The organism is Ensifer sp. R1-3, assembly GCF_056739175.1.
In genome coordinates this window covers 1,695,988-1,716,365 of the sequence record NZ_CP096515.1, presented here as the reverse complement: position 1 = coordinate 1,716,365, position 20,378 = coordinate 1,695,988, and the positions used below count along the sequence as shown (strand labels likewise).

The window sequence follows — 20,378 nt, the reverse complement described above, 5'->3', positions numbered from 1 at the left end:
GCCCGGCTCAAAGCCGGGCTTTCTCTTTTTGGAGTATTGCTACAGCGCCTCGCGTCTTATCAGACGCGCAAAGATCGCTGTGGCACTTTGATCTGCTGCATGTTTTTGTTCTTCGATCGATTAGGACTGAAGGAAACATGCAGTAGGGACGGCCCGCTGCTGCCGGCGCTTATGCGCCGTTACTTGAGATGACGCTCGAGTACGGGCACGCACATATCGAGGTCATGGGAGGCCAGATGCGCGTAGCGCATCGTCATCTCGAGGGTCTGGTGGCCTAGCCACATCTGAACCCGCCTGAGATCGATCCCGCCTCTGACCAGGCGCGAGGCGCAGGTATGGCGGAGAATGTGGGGAACGAGATCGTCTTCGTTGCCGAGGCCCGCATCCACTTTTGCGGCGTTCCAGACAGCACGGTATTTTTGCTGATCGATTCTAGAAAATGGACCCGGGGATCTGTCCGCGACGCGCTTCAATGCGTCTTTTGCTCTCACGGTAAGCGGGACTGTGCGGCTGCGGCCCGATTTCGTCACCCAGAATGTCGCCCGGCCCTCGTGAATATCGTTCCATTTGAGGGCAATGGCCTCGCCCAGGCGAGCACCGGTATCCACCAGAAATATCGAGAGGTACAGATAGAGTTCCGATCGGCTGGCGATTTCGCGGAACAGCACCTCTTCTTCGTCGGCCTCCAGGAAGCGCAGGCGCCCCGCTTTCTCCTTTTGGCGTTTGAATTCCGGCAGATTGTGGATGTCCCCCATCTTGTACGCTTTCCGCAGCAACTTCCCCAGCGCCGCCATCTTCCTGTTGATGGTCGCGTTGCTGTTACCGCGCTTGCGTAGCGCACCTATGAGGCCGTCGAGCAATTCCTGCGAGAAGGCGGAGAAACGGGCACCGAGCAAGATCTCGTCGAGCTCTCCGATGAAGGCCTTCACATTGTATTTGTGCCTGCCTTCGTCCCACAGGATGTCGGCATAGCGCTGAAGCAATTCGGCAAGCGTGGTCTCCTTGACCACGCCGATCGGCCCTTGCCGGCCGAAGGTATAGTTGACCTCATACCCCGAACCCATATCCGGGAAACCGAGATCACCTACCTGTTTTTCAGCGTCCGACGTCACGTTTGCCGTTTCCTTCCCATTCTCCGTGAACGAGCCAAGAAACCACTGGCAATGAAACCAGTGCTTATAGTCAAACAATCTCAACGCCTTGGCGGCGCACTTTGCGTTGCAGTACAGCAACAGCCCGCAACCCAACTTGTGAGCTGCGGGCTTTCTTTTACCTGACTAGGTCAGATTAGAAGTCCCGCTGCAGGCGAAGGAAACCGCTGACGGAATCCGGAGCATTGCTCGGGTCTGTGTAGTTGATCGCGAAGCGGGTCGCGAGACCTTCGGTGATGTCGTAGTCGGCGGTAAGGCCGACACGCCACTGGTCCGCATCGTTGTCGAAGCGCCCTCCGAGCTTGTCGCTTTCGTTCAGGCCGCCCCAGTATTGAGCGCCGGGCGTGATCGCAAGCTTGTCGCTCACATTGAAGCGATAGGAGGCAGCAACGGCCCACTCCGAGTCATGCCAGTATGCGTTCGAGCCGGATGCCCAGATACCGGCGACCTGGAAGGTGCCTGGACCGGCATCCGCGGAGAGCAGGGCACGGATCGCGCCTTCTTCCCATTCCGTATCGTAGCTGCCGAGCAGGTCGAAAGTCACGCCGCCGAGCGAAGCCGATACGATGCCTTCGACCCCGACGCCATTCGGCTTGGTCGAAGTACCCTCGAGTTCGTCGACAGCAACGCCGGCCTGGAAGGTGCCGCCGTCATAGGTATAGCGGACCGAGTTGAACTCGGTGTTCTCGCCGATCGAGTCGGTTTCGCCGTTCAGGCCCTTGTCCCACCAGCTGTAGAAGAAGCCGGCCCGGAAGCCGCCGAGCTCGATGTAGGCTTCGTCGACGTCGATGTGGCTGTCGCCGCCGCCGTCCAAGGCCGAATCCGTATCGGAATTGAACTCGGAAGCGAAGAAGCCGGTGAGCGTGCCGTACTCGGTATCGCTCTTCGCGTCGAACGAGATGTAAGCGCGGGAGAACATGTCCCAATCGGAAGTGCCGTCATCATCGAAGCTGGTCAGATGATTGACATTGTCACGGCCGAAGTCGCCCTGAACGCGGATATAGCCGCCGATCTTGAGGCAGGTTTCCGTGCCCGGGATGTAGAAGTAGCCCGTGCCGAAAGCATCGCAAACGCGGACGTATTCCATAGGCTCCGGCTCTGCAGCGACGATAGCGTCGGCAGCATGCGCGCCGGAGACTGCCGCCATAGCAGCAGCCGAGCCAAGAAGAAGGCTCTTGATATTCATTTCTGACCTCCAGTCAGTCGTGGGAAAAAAATCCTATGAAGGTTCGGCAAGGTTTCGACTAAATAGGAGAGGTCGCGCCGATGGCGTGTTTTTCCTCAAGTTGGGCGAAGGTGAGGGGAGAGGATGAGGGCGAGCCAACGGAAAGCGTCGGCTCCCGTCCTAAAGCGCGTCGCGTTCAAATAGAACTCATGCGGCGCGCTTTAGTTTGTCTGCGCGCAGTTACGTCAGCTATACGGCGAATAGCACTGGCGTCGCGGACCATTATAGGGCTGGAATGTATTGTCCCAGGCCCGATACGAGCGATAGCGCGAGTAGCACCACTCCACATGTGCGTTGCCGCCGCCGTAATACCTCGGAGCCGCATATCTCGGCTGGCTCAACACGCCACCCACGATCGCACCGGCGGCTAGGCCGCCAAAGAAAGCTCCAAGATCATCATCGTCGTCGCGGTAGTAGCGGCGGTGATGATAACGGTTGCCGTAATGGCGGTTTCCGCGATAACCGCGCCAATTGCCCGTCCGCCAGCAGTCCCGGTCGCGGCAGCGGCGGCCCTTGCGCGCTTCCCCGCGCTCGTAGGGAAACTGCGCCAACTGCACGTCGGCAGCCTGCGGCTTCGGCGCCGGAACGACCGGAAACGCTTCTGCCGGCGGAACGCTGCTGATGGCCGTGGCCAGCGACAGGGCAACAATTGCTAAGGTCTTCATTGGCCTCACCATTTCCTCTCAGGAGAAAATAAATCCCTTCCAGGGGAAAATGGCCCAGCCCCTATTTTGTGCCGGGCGCGGCCAACCGATCACGATGATGTGATCCTCGCTCAACAGAGCGCCGCGAGGGAACGTTGCGGCCGGGCTCGACCGGGCCGTCGCGCCCGAATACTCAGGCTCAAGGCAAAGCGCGTCCCAACCTCAAATCCGCAACGATATCCGTATCTTGTCCCAGCCGCGACTTATAAACCTGATAGTTCTCCATCACCCGCTGGACATAGTTGCGCGTCTCCTCGAAGGGGATGCGCTCGATCCAGTCCACGACCTCGTCGATGGGCTTTCCGCGTGGATCGCCATAGCGGGCGAGCCAGTCAGGAACGCGACGCGGGCCGGCATTATAGGCGATGAAGGTGAGAATGTAGGAACCGCCGAAGCTGTCGATCTGCTCGCCGAGGTAATGGGCTCCAAGCGTCGCATTATAGCCGGCGTCGCTCGTCAGGCGGTCCTTCGAATAGGCGAGGCCATAGCGGCTGGCGACGCCCTTGGCTGTGCCGGGAAGGAGTTGCAGGAGCCCCCGGGCATTCGCCACCGAAATGGCGGCCGGATTGAAAGCACTTTCCTGGCGGGCGATGGCATAGGCGAGCGCCTTGCCGGCGCCGTCGATATCCGCGCTCGGCGGAATGACTCCGATCGGAAAGGCGAGGGCAGCTACCTCGACGCCGCGGCCGAAGGCGATCTTGCCGATCTGCAGCGAGAGTTGGTGATTGCCCGACTTCTCGGCCCGCTCCGCCAGGATCGCAAGCTCCCCGGGGCTGGTCAGTTCCTCGGCAAGCGCACGATAAAGACTTTCGGCGCGCCAGCCATGGCCGGCGGCTTCGAGCCGGCCGATCGCCTTGACGGCTTCGCGACCTTCCAGCCGGATGCGGTCTTCCTGGGTGGGTGAGGGGTAGCTCATGTCGAGCTTCGCCTCGCCGAGGCGTGCGGCGGCGAGTTGTCCATAGAAGGTCGCCGGATAGCGCGCCGCGTTGGTGAAATATTCGCGCGCGTCGCCTGGGCCGCCCGCTTCGGCCGCGCGGCCCAGCCAGTACCAGGCGCGCGAGGCGGAGATCGGCCGGCTCGATGCCTCGAGAATCCTGCGAAAGTGAAGCGCCGCCGTCTCGGGTTCCTCGAGGCCGCGGAGCGCATACCAGCCCGCGTGGAATTCCGCGTCCACGAGGTCCGTAGCGCGCCTTGCCGCATGGTTGGCAGCGATGCGGTAGGCGCCGCGGAAGTCGCCGGCGTCGAGCAGACCGCGGCTGACGATACGTTGCTCGACCCACCATTCTCCGGGATTGACGAGGGCGCCGTCGTCCTTCGGCATCTGGTCGAGAAGCCGGGCCGCCTCGGCGTATTTCTGCTGCTTGCGTAAATGCTCGATGCGAATGAAGAGGTAGGAAGGCTTGCTGCGCCAGGAAGCGTCCACCGCTTCGATGAGCGAGGCCGCGTTGCTGCCGCCGCGGGTGACTGCGGCCCAGGCGCGGAACAGCGATTGCGCCTTGCCGAGATCGCTGAACCGCTCGGCCTGGTCTATGCGGGCGCGGTAGAGAAGCATTTCCATCCGCTGCCGGTGGTCTTCCGTCGTCAAAAGATCGGAAAACTCGGAAAGGATCTTCGTTTCAGTGTCCTTGTCCAGGGCTTCGCTCAACCAGAATGCGCGCAGGTGCGTGGCGGCCGCCGAGCTCTGCCCCTGCGCTGCGAGTGCGCGTGCAAGGATGATCGCCCCTTCAGCCGTCTCCGGGCGGGTGGTGCCGAAGGCGACGATCACATCGGCGGCCGGGGCGTTCTCGCGGTAAAGCGCCCGTTCCGAATGGGAGCGCAGCGATTTCAGGCCCGGCCAGCCCTGGAGTTCCCGCTGCGCCGCGGCAATGTCATAGGAGGGAATGCCCTTCTGTCCGGACACCGCGATCGCCCAGGCTAGGATATGGCGGTCGAGCGTTCCTGCCGGCATGCGGTCGCGAACGGCGATCGCCTTTTCCGGTTGCCGATCGGAGAGGGCATCGAGACCGCTTTTCAGATCGGCGCCGAGGATAGTTGAGAGTTCGCCGGTTTCGAGGCTGCCGATCTTGCGGGCATCCGGCTTGCTCGTCGGTACAGGAATCCGACCCTCGGCTGCGTCGGCCGAAAACGCCAGCATCCCCGCACCGATCATGGCGGCGACCGGCAGAAAGACTGTTCCCCGCATCAAGAGCCCCGTGGTCCCCCATCCCTCGACTTCATTGCCGCTCCATTACAGCCGATCGGCCGGCGAAAACCTGGCCACATTTGTCAGCCTGCTTGCCGGCCAGCGCGTGCGCGTTCCCCGAAACCCGGCGCCTATTGCGGTCCCGCTCGAGGGCGTCGATTGCGCGGAAACGAAAGCGAAATGCATCCTCTCAGCGCTTGCCGCAGACACGTCACATGATTATGGTGCGGCAGTTTTTTAACCGTCGATTGCGGCCAAAGCGTGAGCGTATTCTGCGCCCTCGGTCGTCAGGAGTTGTGCATGTTCAAGGGTTCCATTCCCGCACTCGTAACGCCGTTCACCGCCTCCGGCTCGGTTGATGCGGATAGTTTCGTCGCGCATGTGGAGTGGCAGATAAAAGAGGGCAGCCACGGCCTTGTGCCGGTGGGCACCACGGGTGAATCTCCGACGCTTTCCCACGACGAGCATAAGAAGGTCGTGGAACTGTGCGTCGAGGCGTCGGCGCGGCGCGTACCGGTCATCGCCGGTGCCGGGTCCAATAATACCATCGAAGCGATCGAGCTTGCGCAGCATGCGGAAAAGGCCGGTGCGGACGCGATCCTCGTCGTCACGCCCTATTACAACAAACCGACTCAGAAGGGTCTTTTCGCCCACTTCGGGGCGATCGCCGAAAGCGTGAAGCTGCCGATCGTGATCTATAACATTCCCGGCCGTTCCGTCGTCGACATGAGCGTCGAGACCATGGCGGCGCTGGCGAAGGCCCATCCGACGATCGTCGGCGTGAAGGATGCGACCGGCAGGATCGAGAGGGTTTCCGAGCAGCGCATGGCCTGCGGCAAGGCCTTCGTGCAGCTTTCGGGTGAGGATGCGACCGCGCTCGGCTTCAATGCCCATGGCGGCGTCGGCTGCATTTCCGTCACCGCGAATGTCGCGCCGCGCCTGTGCGCCGAGTTCCAGGAGGCCACCCTTGCCGGCAACTATGCCAAGGCCTTGGAGCTTCAGGACAAATTGATGCCGCTTCACAAGGCCATCTTCCTTGAGCCGGGCGTCTGCGGCGCCAAATATGCGTTGAACCGCCTCGGGCGAATGAGCTTTACCGTTCGTTCGCCGTTGTTGTCGGCGCTCGAGCCGGCCACGGCCTCGGCTATCGACGCGGCGCTCAGGCATGCAGGGCTGATGAACTGATGGCACCGAAAGGCAGCGAACGCACGGTCAAGAAGGTTGTTGCGGAAAATCGCAAGGCCCGCTTCAACTACGAGATCGTCGACACCTACGAGGCCGGTCTGGTCCTGACCGGCACGGAGGTCAAGTCGTTGCGCGAGGGGAAGGCCAATATCGCGGAATCATACGCGACCGACGAAGGCGGCGAGATCTGGCTCATCAATTCCTACCTGCCCGAATATCTGCAGGCCAACCGCTTCAATCACGAGACGCGCCGCCGCCGCAAATTGCTCCTGTCGAAAAGGGAAGTGAACCGTCTGCAGGGTGCGGTCAACCGCGAGGGGATGTCGCTGATACCGCTCCGGATATACTTCAATGAGCGAGGCAGGGCGAAGCTGGAACTGGCGCTCGGCAAGGGCAAGAAACTGCACGACAAGCGAGAGACCTCCAAGGAACGCGATTGGAACCGGCAAAAGAACAGGCTCCTCAAGGAGCGCGGCTGAGTCCTAGTCGATCGTTGGGGTATATTGCTCTTCATCCGGCAGACGAGATCACGATGGATTAGGCCGGTCGGCCTAAACCGTGAAGGTGATCGATTCCAAAAGGTTAGAGCGGGATGCGGGCGGAAAACCGCGCCCGTATCGGAGGACTGCAATCTCTCCTCTTGCCTCTGTGCTTGTCACAGAGATGAGAGCAGCGCCGCGTCTGCGGCGCGGGAAGAGTTCTTTCAGCCCAAGGACTTGGTCTGGCTGGATCCCTGTGACGAGCACAGGGATGAGGAAATCAAACAAACCGCGGCGGGTAGCCCGAATTCAACAGACCTTGGTTCACGATGGTTTTAGGTCGGGTCGGCCCAACATCATGAACGTGACCGATTCTGATAGGCTAGAACTTCATCTTCAGTCCGACGGATGCACGTACCGCGTAGCTGCCGCCGAAATCGGACAGACCGGTGGATGCGCGGGCTTCGCCATAGAGCGAATACTTGTCGTCTCCCCAGTTGTAGCTGCCGCCAATGCCGATTTCGCCAATCCAGTCATCGGCCTCGATGCCAAACGAGACGCCGGACACATCCGCGCGGGTATCGCCCAGGAACTCACGGTATAGATCGACGGTGCCGTAGAGGCGCGAGCCGCGACCGTCGCCTTCCGCGCCTTGCCATTGCTGCTCGCGATCGAGTGCGAGACCGATGCGGCCGCGCAGGCTATTTCCGTCATCGAGTGAAACCCGCGCCCCGTATGGGTCCACGAAGTCATCGAAGTTCACTGAGGTATAAGCGAGCTGCGCCTGCGGCGTCAGCGCCCACGTGTCGCCGAGGCCGATACGATGGCCCGCCTCGATGCTGACCGCATAACCCAGCCCGTCATTCCCGTCGGCAAGCCGGCCAAGAATGTCCGAGTCGAGATCGCTGTCGAACCGGGTTAGCTGGCCCTGACCGTCCAGATAGAAGCCGTTCTGGCCATACCAGGTCAGGGTCGCGCCGAGGCCGTAGCCGCGGGTGTCGATGGAGCCGTCACCATAGAAGGAAGAGACATCGGTGTTGATGCCGCCATAGTGGGCAGTCAGGCCGCCGATCAGCTCGCCCTTGCCGCTGCTATGCAGAAGTGCGTCGATGCCGGCCTGCAGCAACCAGGAACGAGAGTCGTATTCCGAAACGCGGGCGCCGCTCTCCTCGGGCTCCACATGGGCGCGGGTGCCGTCGATGCGAGCCCACACGATATTCTCTTCGGCGCAGGCGGCGGTCTGATTGCCCTCGACATCGAGTGGTACGCTCCCACAGGAGCGCAAGGCAGGAACTCTCTCGCCGGTGGCACGCCGGCGCAATGTCGGGAGTTGTATGAAGCCGAGGAGGTTCCGGGCATAGGTTTCGTAGACGGGCACGCCCTGATTGTAGCTCGGGATTACCGTTTCGCCGCCTCCTGTCCCGGGGTCGACGGTTTCGCCGCCTCCGGTCCCCGGGTCGACGGTTTCACCGCCTCCGGTCTCTGGATCGACAGCCTGCTCGCCTCCGGTGTCCGGGCCGGTATCGTCTTCGGCTATCGTCGACTGAAGGAACCAGTCGTCGTTATCGACCTGCCGCAGCGCATAGGCATAAGCGCCCCGGGTAATCGCGGCCTCTCCGGTTTCCTTGATTTCGGAGTTCGCGTTGGCGAGGACGAAAGTGCCGGAGGACGCGCCTGCCACATCGACCACACGAATGCCGGCCACCGTTTGAGCGCTGGGCCCGCCGGCATTGCCTATGCTGATCGCTGTGCTGCCAGCCGTGTCGCCGCCGACGGTGATGCGGTCGGTTGGAGACGCGTCGTCACCGAGATAGGTGTCGATATAGACCGTGCCATTCTCCGCGCCGGTGTAGTTGCCGCCGACGGACAGAACGTCGCCGGTTCCTCCATCCTGCATGTCGACCGTGCCGGCATTGACTAAATTGCCGGAGATAGAATAGACGCCACTGGCGATATCCTCGCCGAAGGCGATGAATTGCGAAGTACCGTCGATCGCCATGTTGCCGGTCAGCGCGAAGGCATCCGATCCGTTAAGAACGGAGCCGTTCGTCAGGAACAGGCCCGTTTCGGGCTCCGAGCCGGCTTCAAGTGCGCCGTCGAGAATGGTGACATCGGCAGCGTCCAGGGTGACGATTTCCCAATTGACGATGTTGGCGCCGTTGGCGCTCGCGGTGACGCCGCTCAAGTTCAGTCGGTCGGTCCAGCCATCGGCAGTCGAGACGTCGTCGCCGCCATCGAGATAGTGATGCGTCCCGTCGTAACTCTGCGCGGAGACGGTGGCGATGTCGGAGCCGTTGCCGCCGAAGAAACTGGAAAGCCAGGTGCCGCCGCTCCAGGTGAAGCTGTCGTCGCCGTCAGCGGCGGTGGCTGACCTGTCGTCGCCATAGACATCGCCGTCGAGCACGCCGCCGGTGAGATTGATGATATCATTGCCGAGCCCCATGACGACATCGCCGGTGACCTTGCCGGCAAGCGTGGCGGTGGAATTCCCTCCCGTTTCGTCCAACGCATCCAGATTGGAGTCGCCGTCGCGAATGGCGGTGCCCGAAGCAGAACCGTCGATCTCCGCAGCGGAGCCGATGGTGATCTTGCTGCCTGCGGAGCCGATGGTGTGAACGGCGGGAGCAGAGCCAGCGGTAACCTTGCCGTCCAGCGTTACTTCATTGCCGCCGCCCGGGCCCGCCAGGGCCCGCAGACCGCTCGCCTTCGCGCCGGTCGCGACCGCGCTGCTGCCGGCTGCCTGGGTGACCATGGTGTTGCCGAAGATCGAGAGAGCATACAAGGCGTGGCTCTGCGCCCCCGCCGTCGTAGCGCTGCCGCCCGCCTGCTCGATGGAAGCCAGGCCGGAGCCGAAGGAGAGGGCCGCGATTGCGTAGCTGCCCTCATTGCCGCCAATCTCGCCGCCGCTGGTCATGATTGTGCCTGCCCGCTGCACGGCAGTTGCTTTTCCTGTCGAGGGCGTCGGGCCGATGTCGGTCTCTGCGATCATTCCCCCCGCGCCGTCGCCGGTGGTCGTTACGCTGCCGGCTTGCATGATCACGCTGGCCTCGGCATTGATGCTCGTCGGGATACTTTCATCGCCGGCGTGAGCGATCAGGCCCTCTGCATCGCGACCGGCCGTCTTCACGTTCCCGTCCACCAAGCGGGCGGTGGCCGTTCCGCCGGCGCCCTTCGCGGTCGCAATCAAGCCTTCCGCGTTATCTCCGCCGGTCGAGATGTCTCCGCCGTCCAGCGAGACGCGCGCCTCGCCCATGTTTCCCTGGCTGATGGCCGCGAGCCCGATCGCCGATGCTCCAGCCGTGGCAATGCTTCCTTTGGTGACTTCGGTAACGGCATTGCCGTCTCCTGCCTCGGCCCGAATCCCTATAGCACCCTCGCCGCGCGTCGTGATTTTGCTCTTTTCCAGAACGACCGTGCTGTCGCCCGGGTCCAGATTGAAGGCTTGAGCGCCATGTGCCCTTGTGCCCGAGGTCTCGATCGCCGCCTCGTTGCGGACGAAAACCGAAGCGTTGCCCCTGCCGGACTTGCTGTCCTCGACTCTCGCCTCCATACCGATACTTAGATTTCCGCCGGTCGTTACCGCGATGTTGTCGCCGGCAACGGTCACGTCGCCGTCTCCCAGGGATGCGCTATGCTTCAGTCCGCGAACGCCTATCGACGACAGGCCATGGGTGACGATCGTTCCGTCCTTCGCCGTCACCGCGACATTGCCTATGCCGGTTTCTTTGCGGCCATAGATACCTTGAGAGTAGGATCCGAAGGTCTCGATCGTGGAATCTTCTCCCGAGAAATCGGCGATCACATCACTCTTGTTGTTTTCGTTGGCCCCGGGATGCCAGGCGTAAATTCCCGCTGCGTTGTATCCATATGTGATGATGCTGCCGCTCAGCATCGTCGCTGAAACGAGCCCCGCACCGCGCTGCGTCACTCTCAATGCATCGGCGTACTCGCCTACCTCCCTGTCGGAGCTCGTTCCAATTCTGTCCGGCTCGCCGGTCGTCACCGTCGAGCCCTCCATCGTCACGATGAGATCGCCTTCGCTCGTGACCTTGTCCGAACGGATGTCGATCGCAGGCCGATCGCTGCCCGCATCGTCCGCCCATCTGACCGCCACGCTGTCGATCGTCGCCCTCAGTCCTGTATCAATACGATATTCGATATGGGTTCCGGGCCCCTTCGGGTACGTGGACGTGTTGCAGGTCACAACTCCGCCAATGGCCGGGCCGCATTCGTTTATCGCATGGGCCGGGCTCACGGCGCCTGCTCCGATCGCGAGCGTAAAGCCGACCGATGCAAGGACCGGGCCTGCGGGGATCACGAAAGTTTTAGAGCCGGTGCCCCAACTCGCATACAGCGCGGTGCTGCTTGCCTCTTGGCGCAAGCGAGTTCTCAATGAAAGAGTCTTCCGTTTGCGAAGGGCGGCTCTTGCGCCTCGGCTGGTGCAGGAATCACTCATCACGCAGCTCCCACTCCGCAGCCCGAAGCTTCGGCAGCGCGGGCCATCAGTGTCTGAATCGCATATTCAGGCAATTCGGAGAGGTCTGTTCACCGAATCGTAGAATCGGCAGCAGAGATAAGACAACGCAGGTTGTCGCTTATGAGCAAACAAGGGAATCCCGCAGCTGAACCGAGCCTCATCGGCACGGCCCAGGAAACGTCTCGCAGGACTGCAATCTCTCCGCTTCCGTCATCTCTGTGCTTGTCACAGAGATGAGAGCAGCGCCGCGTCTGCGGCGCTGGGAAGATTTCTTTCAGCCCCAGGACTTGGTCTGGCTGGATCCCTGTGACGAGCACAGGGATTAGGAAAAATTAAAGCTCGACGTCGTCGGCGACCGGCTCGACAGGGCGCTGAACGCGTTCGGACGGTTCGCGGCCGATCTCTCCCCTAAGGGTCGCGAGATCGATGAAGTGGTCGGCCTGGCGGCGCAGGTCGTCGGCAATCATCGGCGGCTGCGTCGACATGGTCGAGACCACGGAAACCTTTCGCCCCTTGCGCTGCAGCGCTTCGACGAGTGTGGTGAAATCGCCGTCGCCGGAGAAAATCACCAGGTGGTCGACCGATTCGGACTGCTCCATGGCGTCGATCGCCAGCTCGATGTCCATGTTCCCCTTGATCTTGCGGCGTCCGAGGGAATCGGTGAATTCCTTGGCAGGCTTGGTCACGACCTTATAGCCATTATAGTCCAGCCAGTCGATCAGCGGGCGGATCGACGAATATTCCTGGTCCTCGATGAGTGCGGTGTAGTAGTAGGCCCTGAGCAGGTAGCCGCGCTTCTGGAAGGCCTTGAGCAGCTTGCGGTAATCGATGTCGAAGCCGAGGCTCTTCGACGCGGCGTAGAGGTTGGCGCCATCGATAAAAAGAGCGATTTTCTCGCGAGGATCGAACATCGTTACTTCCTTTTTCCGTACCCTGCACAGTGACCGGACCAACCCCGCGGAGCGTCACGCTTAAAATTGGCGGATTAAATTAAAGCTCACTTATCTGCAAATAATGTGGTCATGCCAACGCATTATTCCAACCAGGGCGCGGCGCCTATAGCTAGTTTTAGCAGTTGCTGCAGTTCGTCCACATTTTCAATCTATAATTGTTGCTGGATACGTGTTCGAAATTATCACGAAATACAGGCAGTGTCTGTGACCCGATGGCAGCGTTCCACAGACGTGGCATTTTATCATGCTCCGCGCGATGACGTGAGCCGGATGCAGGAAAAACTTGAACTTATGCTGTTTTGATTGTATCGGACGCCTAATTCCAGAAATCGGAGCTGATGGAGCCGCATGTCAGCGGACGTTCCGGTTTCGCGTTGTTAAACCTGCCGCGGCGATGCCGCCGCATCTCTTGAGTCGTAAAGGACAGGCCATGGCCCGCGTCACCGTCGAAGACTGCATCGACAAGGTCGAAAACCGTTTCGAACTCGTCCTTCTTGCCAGCCACCGCGCACGCCTGGTTTCCCAGGGTGCCCCGATTACGGTCGACCGCGACAACGACAAGAACCCGGTCGTTGCACTGCGCGAGATCGCCGATGAAACCCTGTCGCCCGGCGACCTGAAGGAAGACCTGATCCACTCGCTGCAGAAACATGTGGAAGTGGACGAGCCGGAACCCGATCCGGCGTCGCTCGTCCAGACCGAAGCAGCCCCTGCCTTCGCTGAGGCCGCCGAAGAGGAAGACCAGCCGGAAGCGTTGACCTTCGACCGCATGTCCGAAGAAGAACTGCTGGCCGGCATCGAAGGCCTCGTTCCTCCGGAAAAGAGCGACGACTACTGAGATTCGTTCCGGAACAACGTTCCGACGTGTTATCGAAGCAGTGCGCCACTCATATGATTGGCGCACTTTTTTATTTGCCTGATTTCACGGAGCCGCTAGCGGATGATGCGCCAATACGAGCTCGTTGAGCGCGTGCAGAAATACAAGCCCGACGTCAACGAGGCGCTGCTGAACAAGGCCTATGTCTACGCCATGCAGAAGCACGGGCAGCAGAAGCGGGCAAGCGGCGATCCTTACATCTCCCATCCCCTGGAAGTGGCGGCGATCCTGACCGAAATGCATCTGGACGAATCCACGATCGCCGTCGCGCTGCTGCACGACACGATCGAGGATACGACCGCGACGCGGCAGGAGATAGACGACCTCTTCGGCGAGGATATCGGCGCCTTGGTCGAAGGCCTCACCAAGATCAAGAAGCTCGACCTTGTCACCAAGAAGGCCAAGCAGGCGGAAAATCTTCGCAAGCTGCTGCTCGCCATTTCGGACGACGTCCGCGTGCTCCTGGTCAAGCTTGCCGATCGCCTCCACAATATGCGCACCCTCGACCACATGTCGGCCGAAAAGCGCGCGCGCATCTCCGAGGAGACGATGGACATCTATGCGCCTCTGGCAGGGCGCATGGGCATGCAGGACATGCGCGAGGAGCTCGAGAACCTGTCCTTCCGCCACATCAACCCGGAGGCTTACGAGACCGTTACCAGACGCCTCCAGGAGCTCTCCGAGCGCAATGAGGGGCTGATCAAGAAGATCGAGGAGGAACTGAGCGAACTGCTTCAGGCCGAGGGGCTTACGGACGCACAGGTCAGAGGGCGCCAGAAGAAGCCCTATTCGGTTTTCCGCAAGATGCAGTCGAAATCGCTCTCCTTCGAGCAGCTCTCGGATGTCTGGGGCTTCCGCATCATCGTCAACGACATCCCGTCCTGCTATCGCGCGCTGGGTATCGTGCACACCCGCTGGCGTGTCGTGCCGGGACGCTTCAAGGACTACGTCTCGACCCCGAAACAGAACGACTATCAATCGATTCACACGACGATCATCGGCCCGTCGCGCCAGCGCATCGAACTGCAGATCCGCACGAAGCGCATGCATGAGATCGCCGAATACGGTATCGCGGCCCACGCACTCTACAAGGATCGAGACACCGTTTCCGGTGACCTGACGCGCACTCCGACATCGAATGCCTATTCCTGGCTGCGCCGCACGATCGAATCGCTTGCCGAGGGCGACAATCCGGAGGAGTTTCTCGAGCACACCAAACTCGAACTCTTCCAGGATCAGGTCTTCTGCTTCACACCGAAGGGGCAGCTGATAGCGCTGCCGCGCGGCGCCACCCCGATCGACTTTGCCTATGCCGTGCATACGAACATCGGCGACACCTGCGTCGGGGCCAAGATCAATGGTCGCATCATGCCGCTGGTGACGCGGCTCAACAACGGCGACGAGGTCGAGATCATCCGCTCGGGCATTCAGGTGCCGCCGCCGGCCTGGGAAGAGATCGTCGTCACGGGCAAGGCGCGGGCGGCCATCCGCCGCGCGACCCGCGCCGCCATCCGCAAGCAATATGCCGGCCTCGGCTATCGCATCCTCGAGCGCACCTTCGAACGGGCGGGCAAGACCTTCTCGCGCGAGGCCTTGAAGCCGGTGCTGCATCGGCTCGGGCAGAAGGACGTGGAGGACGCCATTGCCGCGGTCGGGCGCGGCGAACTCTCCTCGCTCGACGTTCTGCGCGCCGTGTTTCCCGATCATCAGGACGAGCGCGTAACCGTGAAGCCCAGCGCCGACGACGGCTGGTTCAACATGCGCAGCGCCGCGGGCATGATCTTCAAGCTGCCGGAGCGGTCGAAGGAAATGGCCGCAGCGGAGCAGGCGGAGGGGCCGGAAGCCCTGCCGATCCGCGGCCTCTCCGGCAATGCCGAGGTCCATTTCAGTCCTGCCGGCGCCGTTCCCGGCGATCGCATCGTCGGCATCATGGACAAGGACAAAGGCATCACCATCTATCCGATCCAGTCGCCGATCCTGCAGAAGTTCGACGAAGAGCCCGAGCGCTGGATCGACGTTCGTTGGGATCTCGACGAGGCGAACAACAGCCGTTTCATGGCGAGGATTGCGGTCAGCGCCTTGAACGAGCCCGGCACGCTGGCGGAGGTCGCGCAGGCCATCGCGACCACCGACGTTAATATCCGCTCGCTTTCCATGGGGCGCGTCGCCGCGGACTTCAGCGAATTGCAGTTCGATCTCGAGGTCTGGGACCTGCGCCAGCTCAACCATCTGATGGCGCAGCTCAAGGAATTGCCGAGCATATCCATGGTCAAGCGTTTGTTCGAATAGGGCGCCTGTTCGAACAGGGGGGACACTCCCGCAGAATACAGGAGGCCGGAATGGCAACCACCGTTACGATCAAGGGGCAGGTCGCGATACCGAAAGCGGTGCGCGAACTGCTTGGTATCAAGCCGGGCAGCAAGGTTGACTTCCGCCGCACCGGCAACGGCATCGTCGAAATCAGGCGGGCCGACAGCAAACCTGTCCGCAGCCGTTTCCAGAATCTGCGCGGCCATGCCGGCGAGGGCCTCAGCACGGATGACATTATGGCGCTGACGCGTGGTGATGCGTGACGCTGGTCGACACAAGCGTTCTGCTTGATCTCGTTACCGATGACGCAAACTGGGCGGCAAGCCTGCAGAGCCCGCTTCTGATCAATGACATGATCTATGCGGAGCTCGGCGTGCGATACGAACGCATTGAAACGCTCGATTCGTTCATAGCCGAAGCCGGCCTGGAGCGGGTGGCCCTGCCCCGTGCCGCACTGTTCCTGGCCGGCAAGGTCTTTGCGAAGTATCGCAGGGCAGGGGGCGCGCGGACCGGCGTGCTGCCGGACTTCTTCATCGGTGCCCACGCAGCGATCGTCGGAATTCCGCTGCTGACACGTGATGCCTCCCGCTACCGCACTTCCTTTCCCACTGTCGGGCTCATCACTCCGACCGCGTGAAATCGATCCCGTTCACCTGACTTTTCGATCCGTCCATTCCGGGCGCGAATTCAGGCACATTGCCTTTGAAATAAGCAGATCGTCGCATCGAGCTCGACAGTCATGCGTCTTTCGCATGGCTGCCGCCGCTTCGCGGGACTGGTGGCGGTTCGGCTGGTGAACTATCTTTCGCATCGGGAGGTGAACGAAAGGGGTTTGCCATGTTCAAGCAGTTGAAGAAAATCACCCGTGCCCTGCACATTCCGAGCGTTGAAGAGCGCGAGACCGCCTATCTGAACGGCTCCGTCGACCGGATCGACCTGGAATACCGTCAGCGTCAGATCGACCGCGGCCTTTTCCGGAAGGGCTTCTGATCGCGAATGCGGCGCGCCGGAGAGGCGCGCCACGGCTGCCGCGCCCAGCGGTAGCCTGAGCTATGCGTTCTACGAATAGCTCTCTTGCCTTATCTGTCGGTCTGGCGCCTTACGGTGCCGCGCCTCTTGTCAGATGCGCAAAGGTCGCCGTGACGTTTTGATCTGCCGCATGACTCAGTCCGTCAAGGATTGAAGGAACCACGCAGCAGCTTGCACATGGCGTGCGTGGCGCCTATCTTGCGCCCATCGAAAGGCGGGCGGTCCGTCTTGCGCCGGCGGGCGGCTTTGAATGCGAACATGACGGCATAATGTTATTCAGGCGCAGAAAACCGGTCACACTCTCCGAGAGGCTTCGCGCCTTCTTCTGGCCGCGCAAGGGGCTGACGCGCGCTCCTCGCTACATTGCCCTTCGAATTCTCCGTCTGAACTCGTCTCCGCACTCGATCGCCGTTGGGGTGGCGGCGGGTGCTGCGTCGTCTTTGACGCCGTTCTTCGGCCTGCACATCGTTCTCGCCGTCCTTCTCGCGTCGGCGTTTTCCGGAAATCTGATCGCGGCCGCGATTACAACGCTGCTCGCCAATCCCATTACGATACCGGTTATCCTGACGGCTTCCTATGAGGTCGGCACGATGATTACGCAGCCGCAAGCCGCTCAGGTGATCGGCGGTCAAGAGATCATGCGGATGGTCGAACATCTCGATCTTGCAAGCCTGTGGGGTCCGGTCTTCAAGCCGATGCTCATAGGCTCGCTTCCTCTTTCAGCGGCGGGTGCCTTGATATTCTACCCGCTTGCCTTCCAGACGGCCCGCCTCTTTCAGGAGCGGCGCCGGCAGGCCCGCTCGCACAAATTCGGACATCCGACATGATCATCGGTATCGGCAGCGATCTCATCGATATCAGGCGCATCGAAAACTCGCTCCAGCGCTTCGGCGAGCGTTTCGTCAACCGGTGCTTCACCGATATCGAAATCGCCAAATCCGAAGGCCGCAAAAACCGTGCGGCCTCCTATGCCAAGCGTTTCGCCGCAAAGGAGGCCTGTTCCAAGGCACTGGGCACAGGCCTGGCTCAAGGCGTGTTCTGGAAAGATATGGGCGTCGTGAACCTGCCCGGCGGGAAGCCGACGATGCAACTGACCGGCGGCGCGGCCGCGCGCCTTCAGGAAATGCTGCCGGTCGGCCACCGCGCCGCAATCCATCTGACCATCACCGACGACTTCCCGCTTGCTCAAGCTTTCGTGATTATCGAAGCGCTCCCGGTTGCCCCCGCCGAGGGAACGGTTTAGAGCACTTGCCGAAAGCCCGGCCCGCGGTCGCTTGAAGCACGGTATTCCCGCGACATATAGCATCGAGTTGCGGGGCGGCGTGCGCATGAGTTCGGGCGCAGACGAACGTTGAAGCGTTAGGCCCGGGTGCCCCGGGCAGGATGACAAGGAAGACTGAGCGTGGCAGAAAAGACAGAAGCGAAGCAGAGCGGTCTCTGGGAGAACGTCAAGGTCATTATCCAGGCGCTGCTCCTCGCCGTGGTCATCCGCACCGTCTTCTTTCAGCCCTTCACGATCCCGTCCGGCTCGATGATGCCGACGCTTCTTGTCGGCGACTACATCTTCGTCAACAAGTTCGCCTACGGCTATTCGAAATACTCGCTGCCCTTCTCGCCGGACCTTTTCAGCGGCAGGATCTTTGCGAGCGAACCGGACCGGGGCGACATCGTCGTCTTCCGGTTCCCGCCCAATCCCGACATCGACTACATCAAGCGCCTCGTCGGCCTGCCGGGCGACCGCATCCAGGTCAGGAACAGCGTTCTCTACGTCAACGACAAGCCGGTCGAACGGGTGCCGGACGGCACGTTCCGCGCGGACGACCAGTACGACACGGGCGGCGATGTTCCGGTCTATCGCGAGACGATGGACAACGGCATGACCTACGACACGCTCGACCAGTTCCCGGATTCGCGCGGCGACAACACCCGTGAATTCATCGTCCCGGAAGGTCATTATTTCATGATGGGCGACAACCGGGACAACTCCGCCGACAGCCGTTTCGACGTCGGCTTCGTGCCGGCTGAAAACCTTGTCGGCCGGGCGAGCCTGATCTTCTTCTCGCTCGGCAACGACACCTCGTTCCGGCAGATCTGGAAATGGCCGGCGAACCTGCGTTACGATCGTTTGTTCAAGGTCGTCCACTGATGAAGGGCCGCTCGTTGAACGCGGAGGACCGGGCGCGGCTCGAGGCCGCGATCGGTTACCGGTTCGCCGAGAAGGAACGTCTCGACCGGGCGCTGACGCATTCGAGCGCTCGCAGCGGCCGTGCGATCAACTATCAGCGGCTCGAATTCCTGGGAGACCGGGTGCTTGGGCTCTGCGTCGCGGAACTCCTGTTCCAGACCTTCACCGATGCCAACGAAGGCGAGCTCTCGGTGCGCCTGAACCAGCTCGTCAGCGCGGAGAGCTGCGCCAAGGTGGCGGATGAGCTCTCGCTGCATGAATTCATCCGTACCGGCTCGGATGTGAAGAAGATCACGGGCAAGCACATGATGAATGTGCGCGCCGATGTGGTAGAGTCGCTGATCGCCGCGATCTATCTCGATGGCGGCCTGGACGCGGCGCGACGTTTCGTGCTCGAGCATTGGACGCATCGGGCTGCAAGCGCAGACGGCGCCAGGCGGGACGCCAAGACGGAACTGCAGGAATGGGCGCATGCCAAGTTCGGTGTCGCGCCGAAATACAGGACGGATGACCGTTCCGGCCCCGATCACGATCCGCGCTTCACCGTGACGGTGGAGGTCGACGGGATCGCGCCGGAGACGGGGGTCGATCGTTCCAAGCGTGGGGCCGAGCAGGTCGCGGCCATGAAATTGCTGGAACGCGAAGGTGTGTGGCAGAAGCGCTCTGCCGGAAATTGACGGATATCATGACGGATACTCAAAAGGATACGGCCGCCGGCGCAGTGCCGACGCGCTCGGGCTTCGTGGCGCTGATCGGGGCGACGAATGCCGGCAAGTCGACACTGGTCAATCGCCTTGTCGGGGCGAAAGTGTCGATCGTCAGCCACAAGGTGCAGACGACGCGGGCGATCATCCGCGGCATTGCAATCCACGGCAGCGCGCAGATCGTCTTCATGGACACGCCCGGCATCTTCAAGCCGCGGCGCCGGCTCGACCGCGCCATGGTCACCACGGCCTGGGGCGGAGCCAAGGACGCCGATCTGATCATGCTGCTGATCGACAGCGAGCGTGGGATCAAGGGTGACGCGGAGGCGATCCTTGAAGGCCTGAAGGAGGTACATCAGCCGAAGGTCCTCGTCCTCAACAAGGTCGATCAAGTTCGCCGCGAGGATTTGCTGAAGCTTGCGGCGGCTGCGAACGACGTGGTCGCATTCGAGCGCACCTTCATGATCTCGGCGCTGACGGGTTCCGGCTGCGAAGACGTGATGGATTATCTCGCCGAGACGCTGCCGGAAGGTCCATGGTACTATCCCGAGGATCAGATCTCCGATCTGCCGATGCGCCAGCTCGCCGCCGAGATCACCCGCGAGAAGCTCTTCCTCCGGCTGCATCAGGAGCTTCCCTATGCATCTCACGTGGAAACGGAGAAATGGGAGGAACGCAAGGACGGTTCCGTACGCATCGAACAGGTGATCTACGTGGAACGCGACAGCCAGAAGAAGATCGCCCTCGGCAAGGGCGGCGAGGCGATCAAGGCGATCTCGACCGCCGCGCGCAAGGAAATCTCCGAAATCCTCGAGCAGCCGGTGCACCTCTTCCTGTTCGTCAAGGTGCGTGAGAACTGGGGCGACGATCCGGAGCGCTTCCGCGAAATGGGGCTCGACTTTCCGAAGTAGCGGGAA

18 protein-coding genes are annotated in these 20,378 nt (G+C 61.6%); 12 read left to right on the top strand and 6 right to left on the bottom strand.

Going from position 1 to position 20,378, the window contains the following annotated elements:
• Window positions 1–179: 179 nt before the first annotated feature.
• From M1D43_RS08285 to M1D43_RS08270, 4 genes are all read right to left on the bottom strand, one after another.
• Window positions 180–1,247: a tyrosine-type recombinase/integrase gene (locus tag M1D43_RS08285; protein ID WP_017265823.1), complete on the bottom strand. Its 1,068-nt coding sequence runs from the start codon at window positions 1,245–1,247 to the stop codon at window positions 180–182.
• A 40-nt stretch (window positions 1,248–1,287) separates the two neighbouring features.
• Window positions 1,288–2,337 (bottom strand): porin, encoded by a 1,050-nt coding sequence (locus tag M1D43_RS08280; RefSeq protein ID WP_028011991.1) that lies wholly within the window; start codon window positions 2,335–2,337, stop codon window positions 1,288–1,290.
• Window positions 2,338–2,561: 224 nt separating this feature from the next.
• On the bottom strand, window positions 2,562–3,053 hold the full coding sequence (locus tag M1D43_RS08275; protein WP_192923412.1) for a BA14K family protein: 492 nt from the start codon (window positions 3,051–3,053) through the stop codon (window positions 2,562–2,564).
• A gap of 166 nt (window positions 3,054–3,219) precedes the next feature.
• Window positions 3,220–5,262: a lytic transglycosylase domain-containing protein gene (locus M1D43_RS08270; protein ID WP_192933674.1), complete on the bottom strand. Its 2,043-nt coding sequence runs from the start codon at window positions 5,260–5,262 to the stop codon at window positions 3,220–3,222.
• 300 nt (window positions 5,263–5,562) lie between these two features.
• On the opposite strand from M1D43_RS08270, the gene dapA reads away from it, so the two are divergent.
• A complete protein-coding gene (gene dapA, locus M1D43_RS08265; RefSeq protein ID WP_153313447.1) occupies window positions 5,563–6,447 on the top strand; it encodes a 4-hydroxy-tetrahydrodipicolinate synthase in 885 nt (294 codons plus the stop codon).
• Complete coding sequence (gene smpB, locus M1D43_RS08260; protein WP_003527297.1) at window positions 6,447–6,926, top strand: SsrA-binding protein SmpB; 480 nt, start codon at window positions 6,447–6,449, stop codon at window positions 6,924–6,926. Before dapA ends, smpB begins: the two co-directional genes overlap by 1 nt.
• Before the next feature lie 382 nt (window positions 6,927–7,308).
• Here smpB and M1D43_RS08255 read toward each other — a convergent pair whose 3' ends face one another.
• Entirely contained in the window at window positions 7,309–11,244 is a 3,936-nt protein-coding gene (locus tag M1D43_RS08255) for an autotransporter outer membrane beta-barrel domain-containing protein (protein ID WP_318853826.1), read from the bottom strand.
• Between the two features lie 491 nt (window positions 11,245–11,735).
• A complete protein-coding gene (locus tag M1D43_RS08250) occupies window positions 11,736–12,314 on the bottom strand; it encodes a LabA-like NYN domain-containing protein (RefSeq protein WP_003527296.1) in 579 nt (192 codons plus the stop codon).
• A gap of 472 nt (window positions 12,315–12,786) precedes the next feature.
• Between M1D43_RS08250 and rpoZ the strand changes: the two genes are divergently transcribed.
• The 10 genes from rpoZ to era all read left to right on the top strand — a co-directional run bounded on the left by rpoZ (window position 12,787) and on the right by era (window position 20,372).
• Window positions 12,787–13,194 carry a DNA-directed RNA polymerase subunit omega gene (gene rpoZ / locus M1D43_RS08245; RefSeq protein WP_003527295.1) on the top strand — a complete coding sequence of 136 codons (408 nt, stop codon included), beginning with the start codon at window positions 12,787–12,789 and terminating at the stop codon, window positions 13,192–13,194.
• Between the two features lie 102 nt (window positions 13,195–13,296).
• Entirely contained in the window at window positions 13,297–15,522 is a 2,226-nt protein-coding gene (locus tag M1D43_RS08240; protein WP_003527294.1) for a RelA/SpoT family protein, read from the top strand.
• A 50-nt stretch (window positions 15,523–15,572) separates the two neighbouring features.
• Window positions 15,573–15,806 (top strand): AbrB/MazE/SpoVT family DNA-binding domain-containing protein, encoded by a 234-nt coding sequence (locus M1D43_RS08235; RefSeq protein WP_003527293.1) that lies wholly within the window; start codon window positions 15,573–15,575, stop codon window positions 15,804–15,806.
• Window positions 15,803–16,180, top strand: coding sequence for a type II toxin-antitoxin system VapC family toxin (locus tag M1D43_RS08230; protein ID WP_015007428.1), 378 nt, complete (start codon window positions 15,803–15,805; stop codon window positions 16,178–16,180). The genes M1D43_RS08235 and M1D43_RS08230 overlap by 4 nt, the downstream gene beginning before the upstream one ends.
• A 200-nt stretch (window positions 16,181–16,380) precedes the next feature.
• On the top strand, window positions 16,381–16,533 hold the full coding sequence (locus M1D43_RS08225; RefSeq protein ID WP_003527290.1) for a DUF3563 family protein: 153 nt from the start codon (window positions 16,381–16,383) through the stop codon (window positions 16,531–16,533).
• Between the two features lie 308 nt (window positions 16,534–16,841).
• Window positions 16,842–17,399, top strand: a complete 558-nt coding sequence (locus tag M1D43_RS08220; protein ID WP_014529131.1) for a DUF2062 domain-containing protein — start codon at window positions 16,842–16,844, stop codon at window positions 17,397–17,399.
• Window positions 17,396–17,815, top strand: a complete 420-nt coding sequence (gene acpS, locus M1D43_RS08215; protein WP_010969020.1) for a holo-ACP synthase — start codon at window positions 17,396–17,398, stop codon at window positions 17,813–17,815. Before M1D43_RS08220 ends, acpS begins: the two co-directional genes overlap by 4 nt.
• Before the next feature lie 159 nt (window positions 17,816–17,974).
• Complete coding sequence (gene lepB / locus M1D43_RS08210; protein ID WP_003527287.1) at window positions 17,975–18,718, top strand: signal peptidase I; 744 nt, start codon at window positions 17,975–17,977, stop codon at window positions 18,716–18,718.
• Complete coding sequence (gene rnc, locus M1D43_RS08205) at window positions 18,718–19,434, top strand: ribonuclease III (protein ID WP_003527286.1); 717 nt, start codon at window positions 18,718–18,720, stop codon at window positions 19,432–19,434. The genes lepB and rnc overlap by 1 nt, the downstream gene beginning before the upstream one ends.
• A gap of 8 nt (window positions 19,435–19,442) precedes the next feature.
• The gene (gene era, locus M1D43_RS08200) at window positions 19,443–20,372 is read left to right on the top strand and encodes a GTPase Era (protein ID WP_013844236.1); all 930 of its coding nucleotides are present in this window, start codon (window positions 19,443–19,445) and stop codon (window positions 20,370–20,372) included.
• The last annotated feature ends 6 nt before the right edge of the window (window positions 20,373–20,378 follow it).

Coding starts and splice junctions, on each gene's coding strand:
- M1D43_RS08280 (WP_028011991.1), bottom strand. CDS start 2,337: ATGAATATCAAGAGCCTTCTTCTTGGCTCGGCTGCTGCTATGGCGGCA.
- M1D43_RS08275 (WP_192923412.1), bottom strand. CDS start 3,053: ATGGTGAGGCCAATGAAGACCTTAGCAATTGTTGCCCTGTCGCTGGCC.
- M1D43_RS08270 (WP_192933674.1), bottom strand. CDS start 5,262: ATGCGGGGAACAGTCTTTCTGCCGGTCGCCGCCATGATCGGTGCGGGG.
- dapA (WP_153313447.1), top strand. CDS start 5,563: ATGTTCAAGGGTTCCATTCCCGCACTCGTAACGCCGTTCACCGCCTCC.
- smpB (WP_003527297.1), top strand. CDS start 6,447: ATGGCACCGAAAGGCAGCGAACGCACGGTCAAGAAGGTTGTTGCGGAA.
- M1D43_RS08250 (WP_003527296.1), bottom strand. CDS start 12,314: ATGTTCGATCCTCGCGAGAAAATCGCTCTTTTTATCGATGGCGCCAAC.
- rpoZ (WP_003527295.1), top strand. CDS start 12,787: ATGGCCCGCGTCACCGTCGAAGACTGCATCGACAAGGTCGAAAACCGT.
- M1D43_RS08240 (WP_003527294.1), top strand. CDS start 13,297: ATGATGCGCCAATACGAGCTCGTTGAGCGCGTGCAGAAATACAAGCCC.
- M1D43_RS08235 (WP_003527293.1), top strand. CDS start 15,573: ATGGCAACCACCGTTACGATCAAGGGGCAGGTCGCGATACCGAAAGCG.
- M1D43_RS08225 (WP_003527290.1), top strand. CDS start 16,381: ATGTTCAAGCAGTTGAAGAAAATCACCCGTGCCCTGCACATTCCGAGC.
- M1D43_RS08220 (WP_014529131.1), top strand. CDS start 16,842: ATGTTATTCAGGCGCAGAAAACCGGTCACACTCTCCGAGAGGCTTCGC.
- acpS (WP_010969020.1), top strand. CDS start 17,396: ATGATCATCGGTATCGGCAGCGATCTCATCGATATCAGGCGCATCGAA.
- rnc (WP_003527286.1), top strand. CDS start 18,718: ATGAAGGGCCGCTCGTTGAACGCGGAGGACCGGGCGCGGCTCGAGGCC.
- era (WP_013844236.1), top strand. CDS start 19,443: ATGACGGATACTCAAAAGGATACGGCCGCCGGCGCAGTGCCGACGCGC.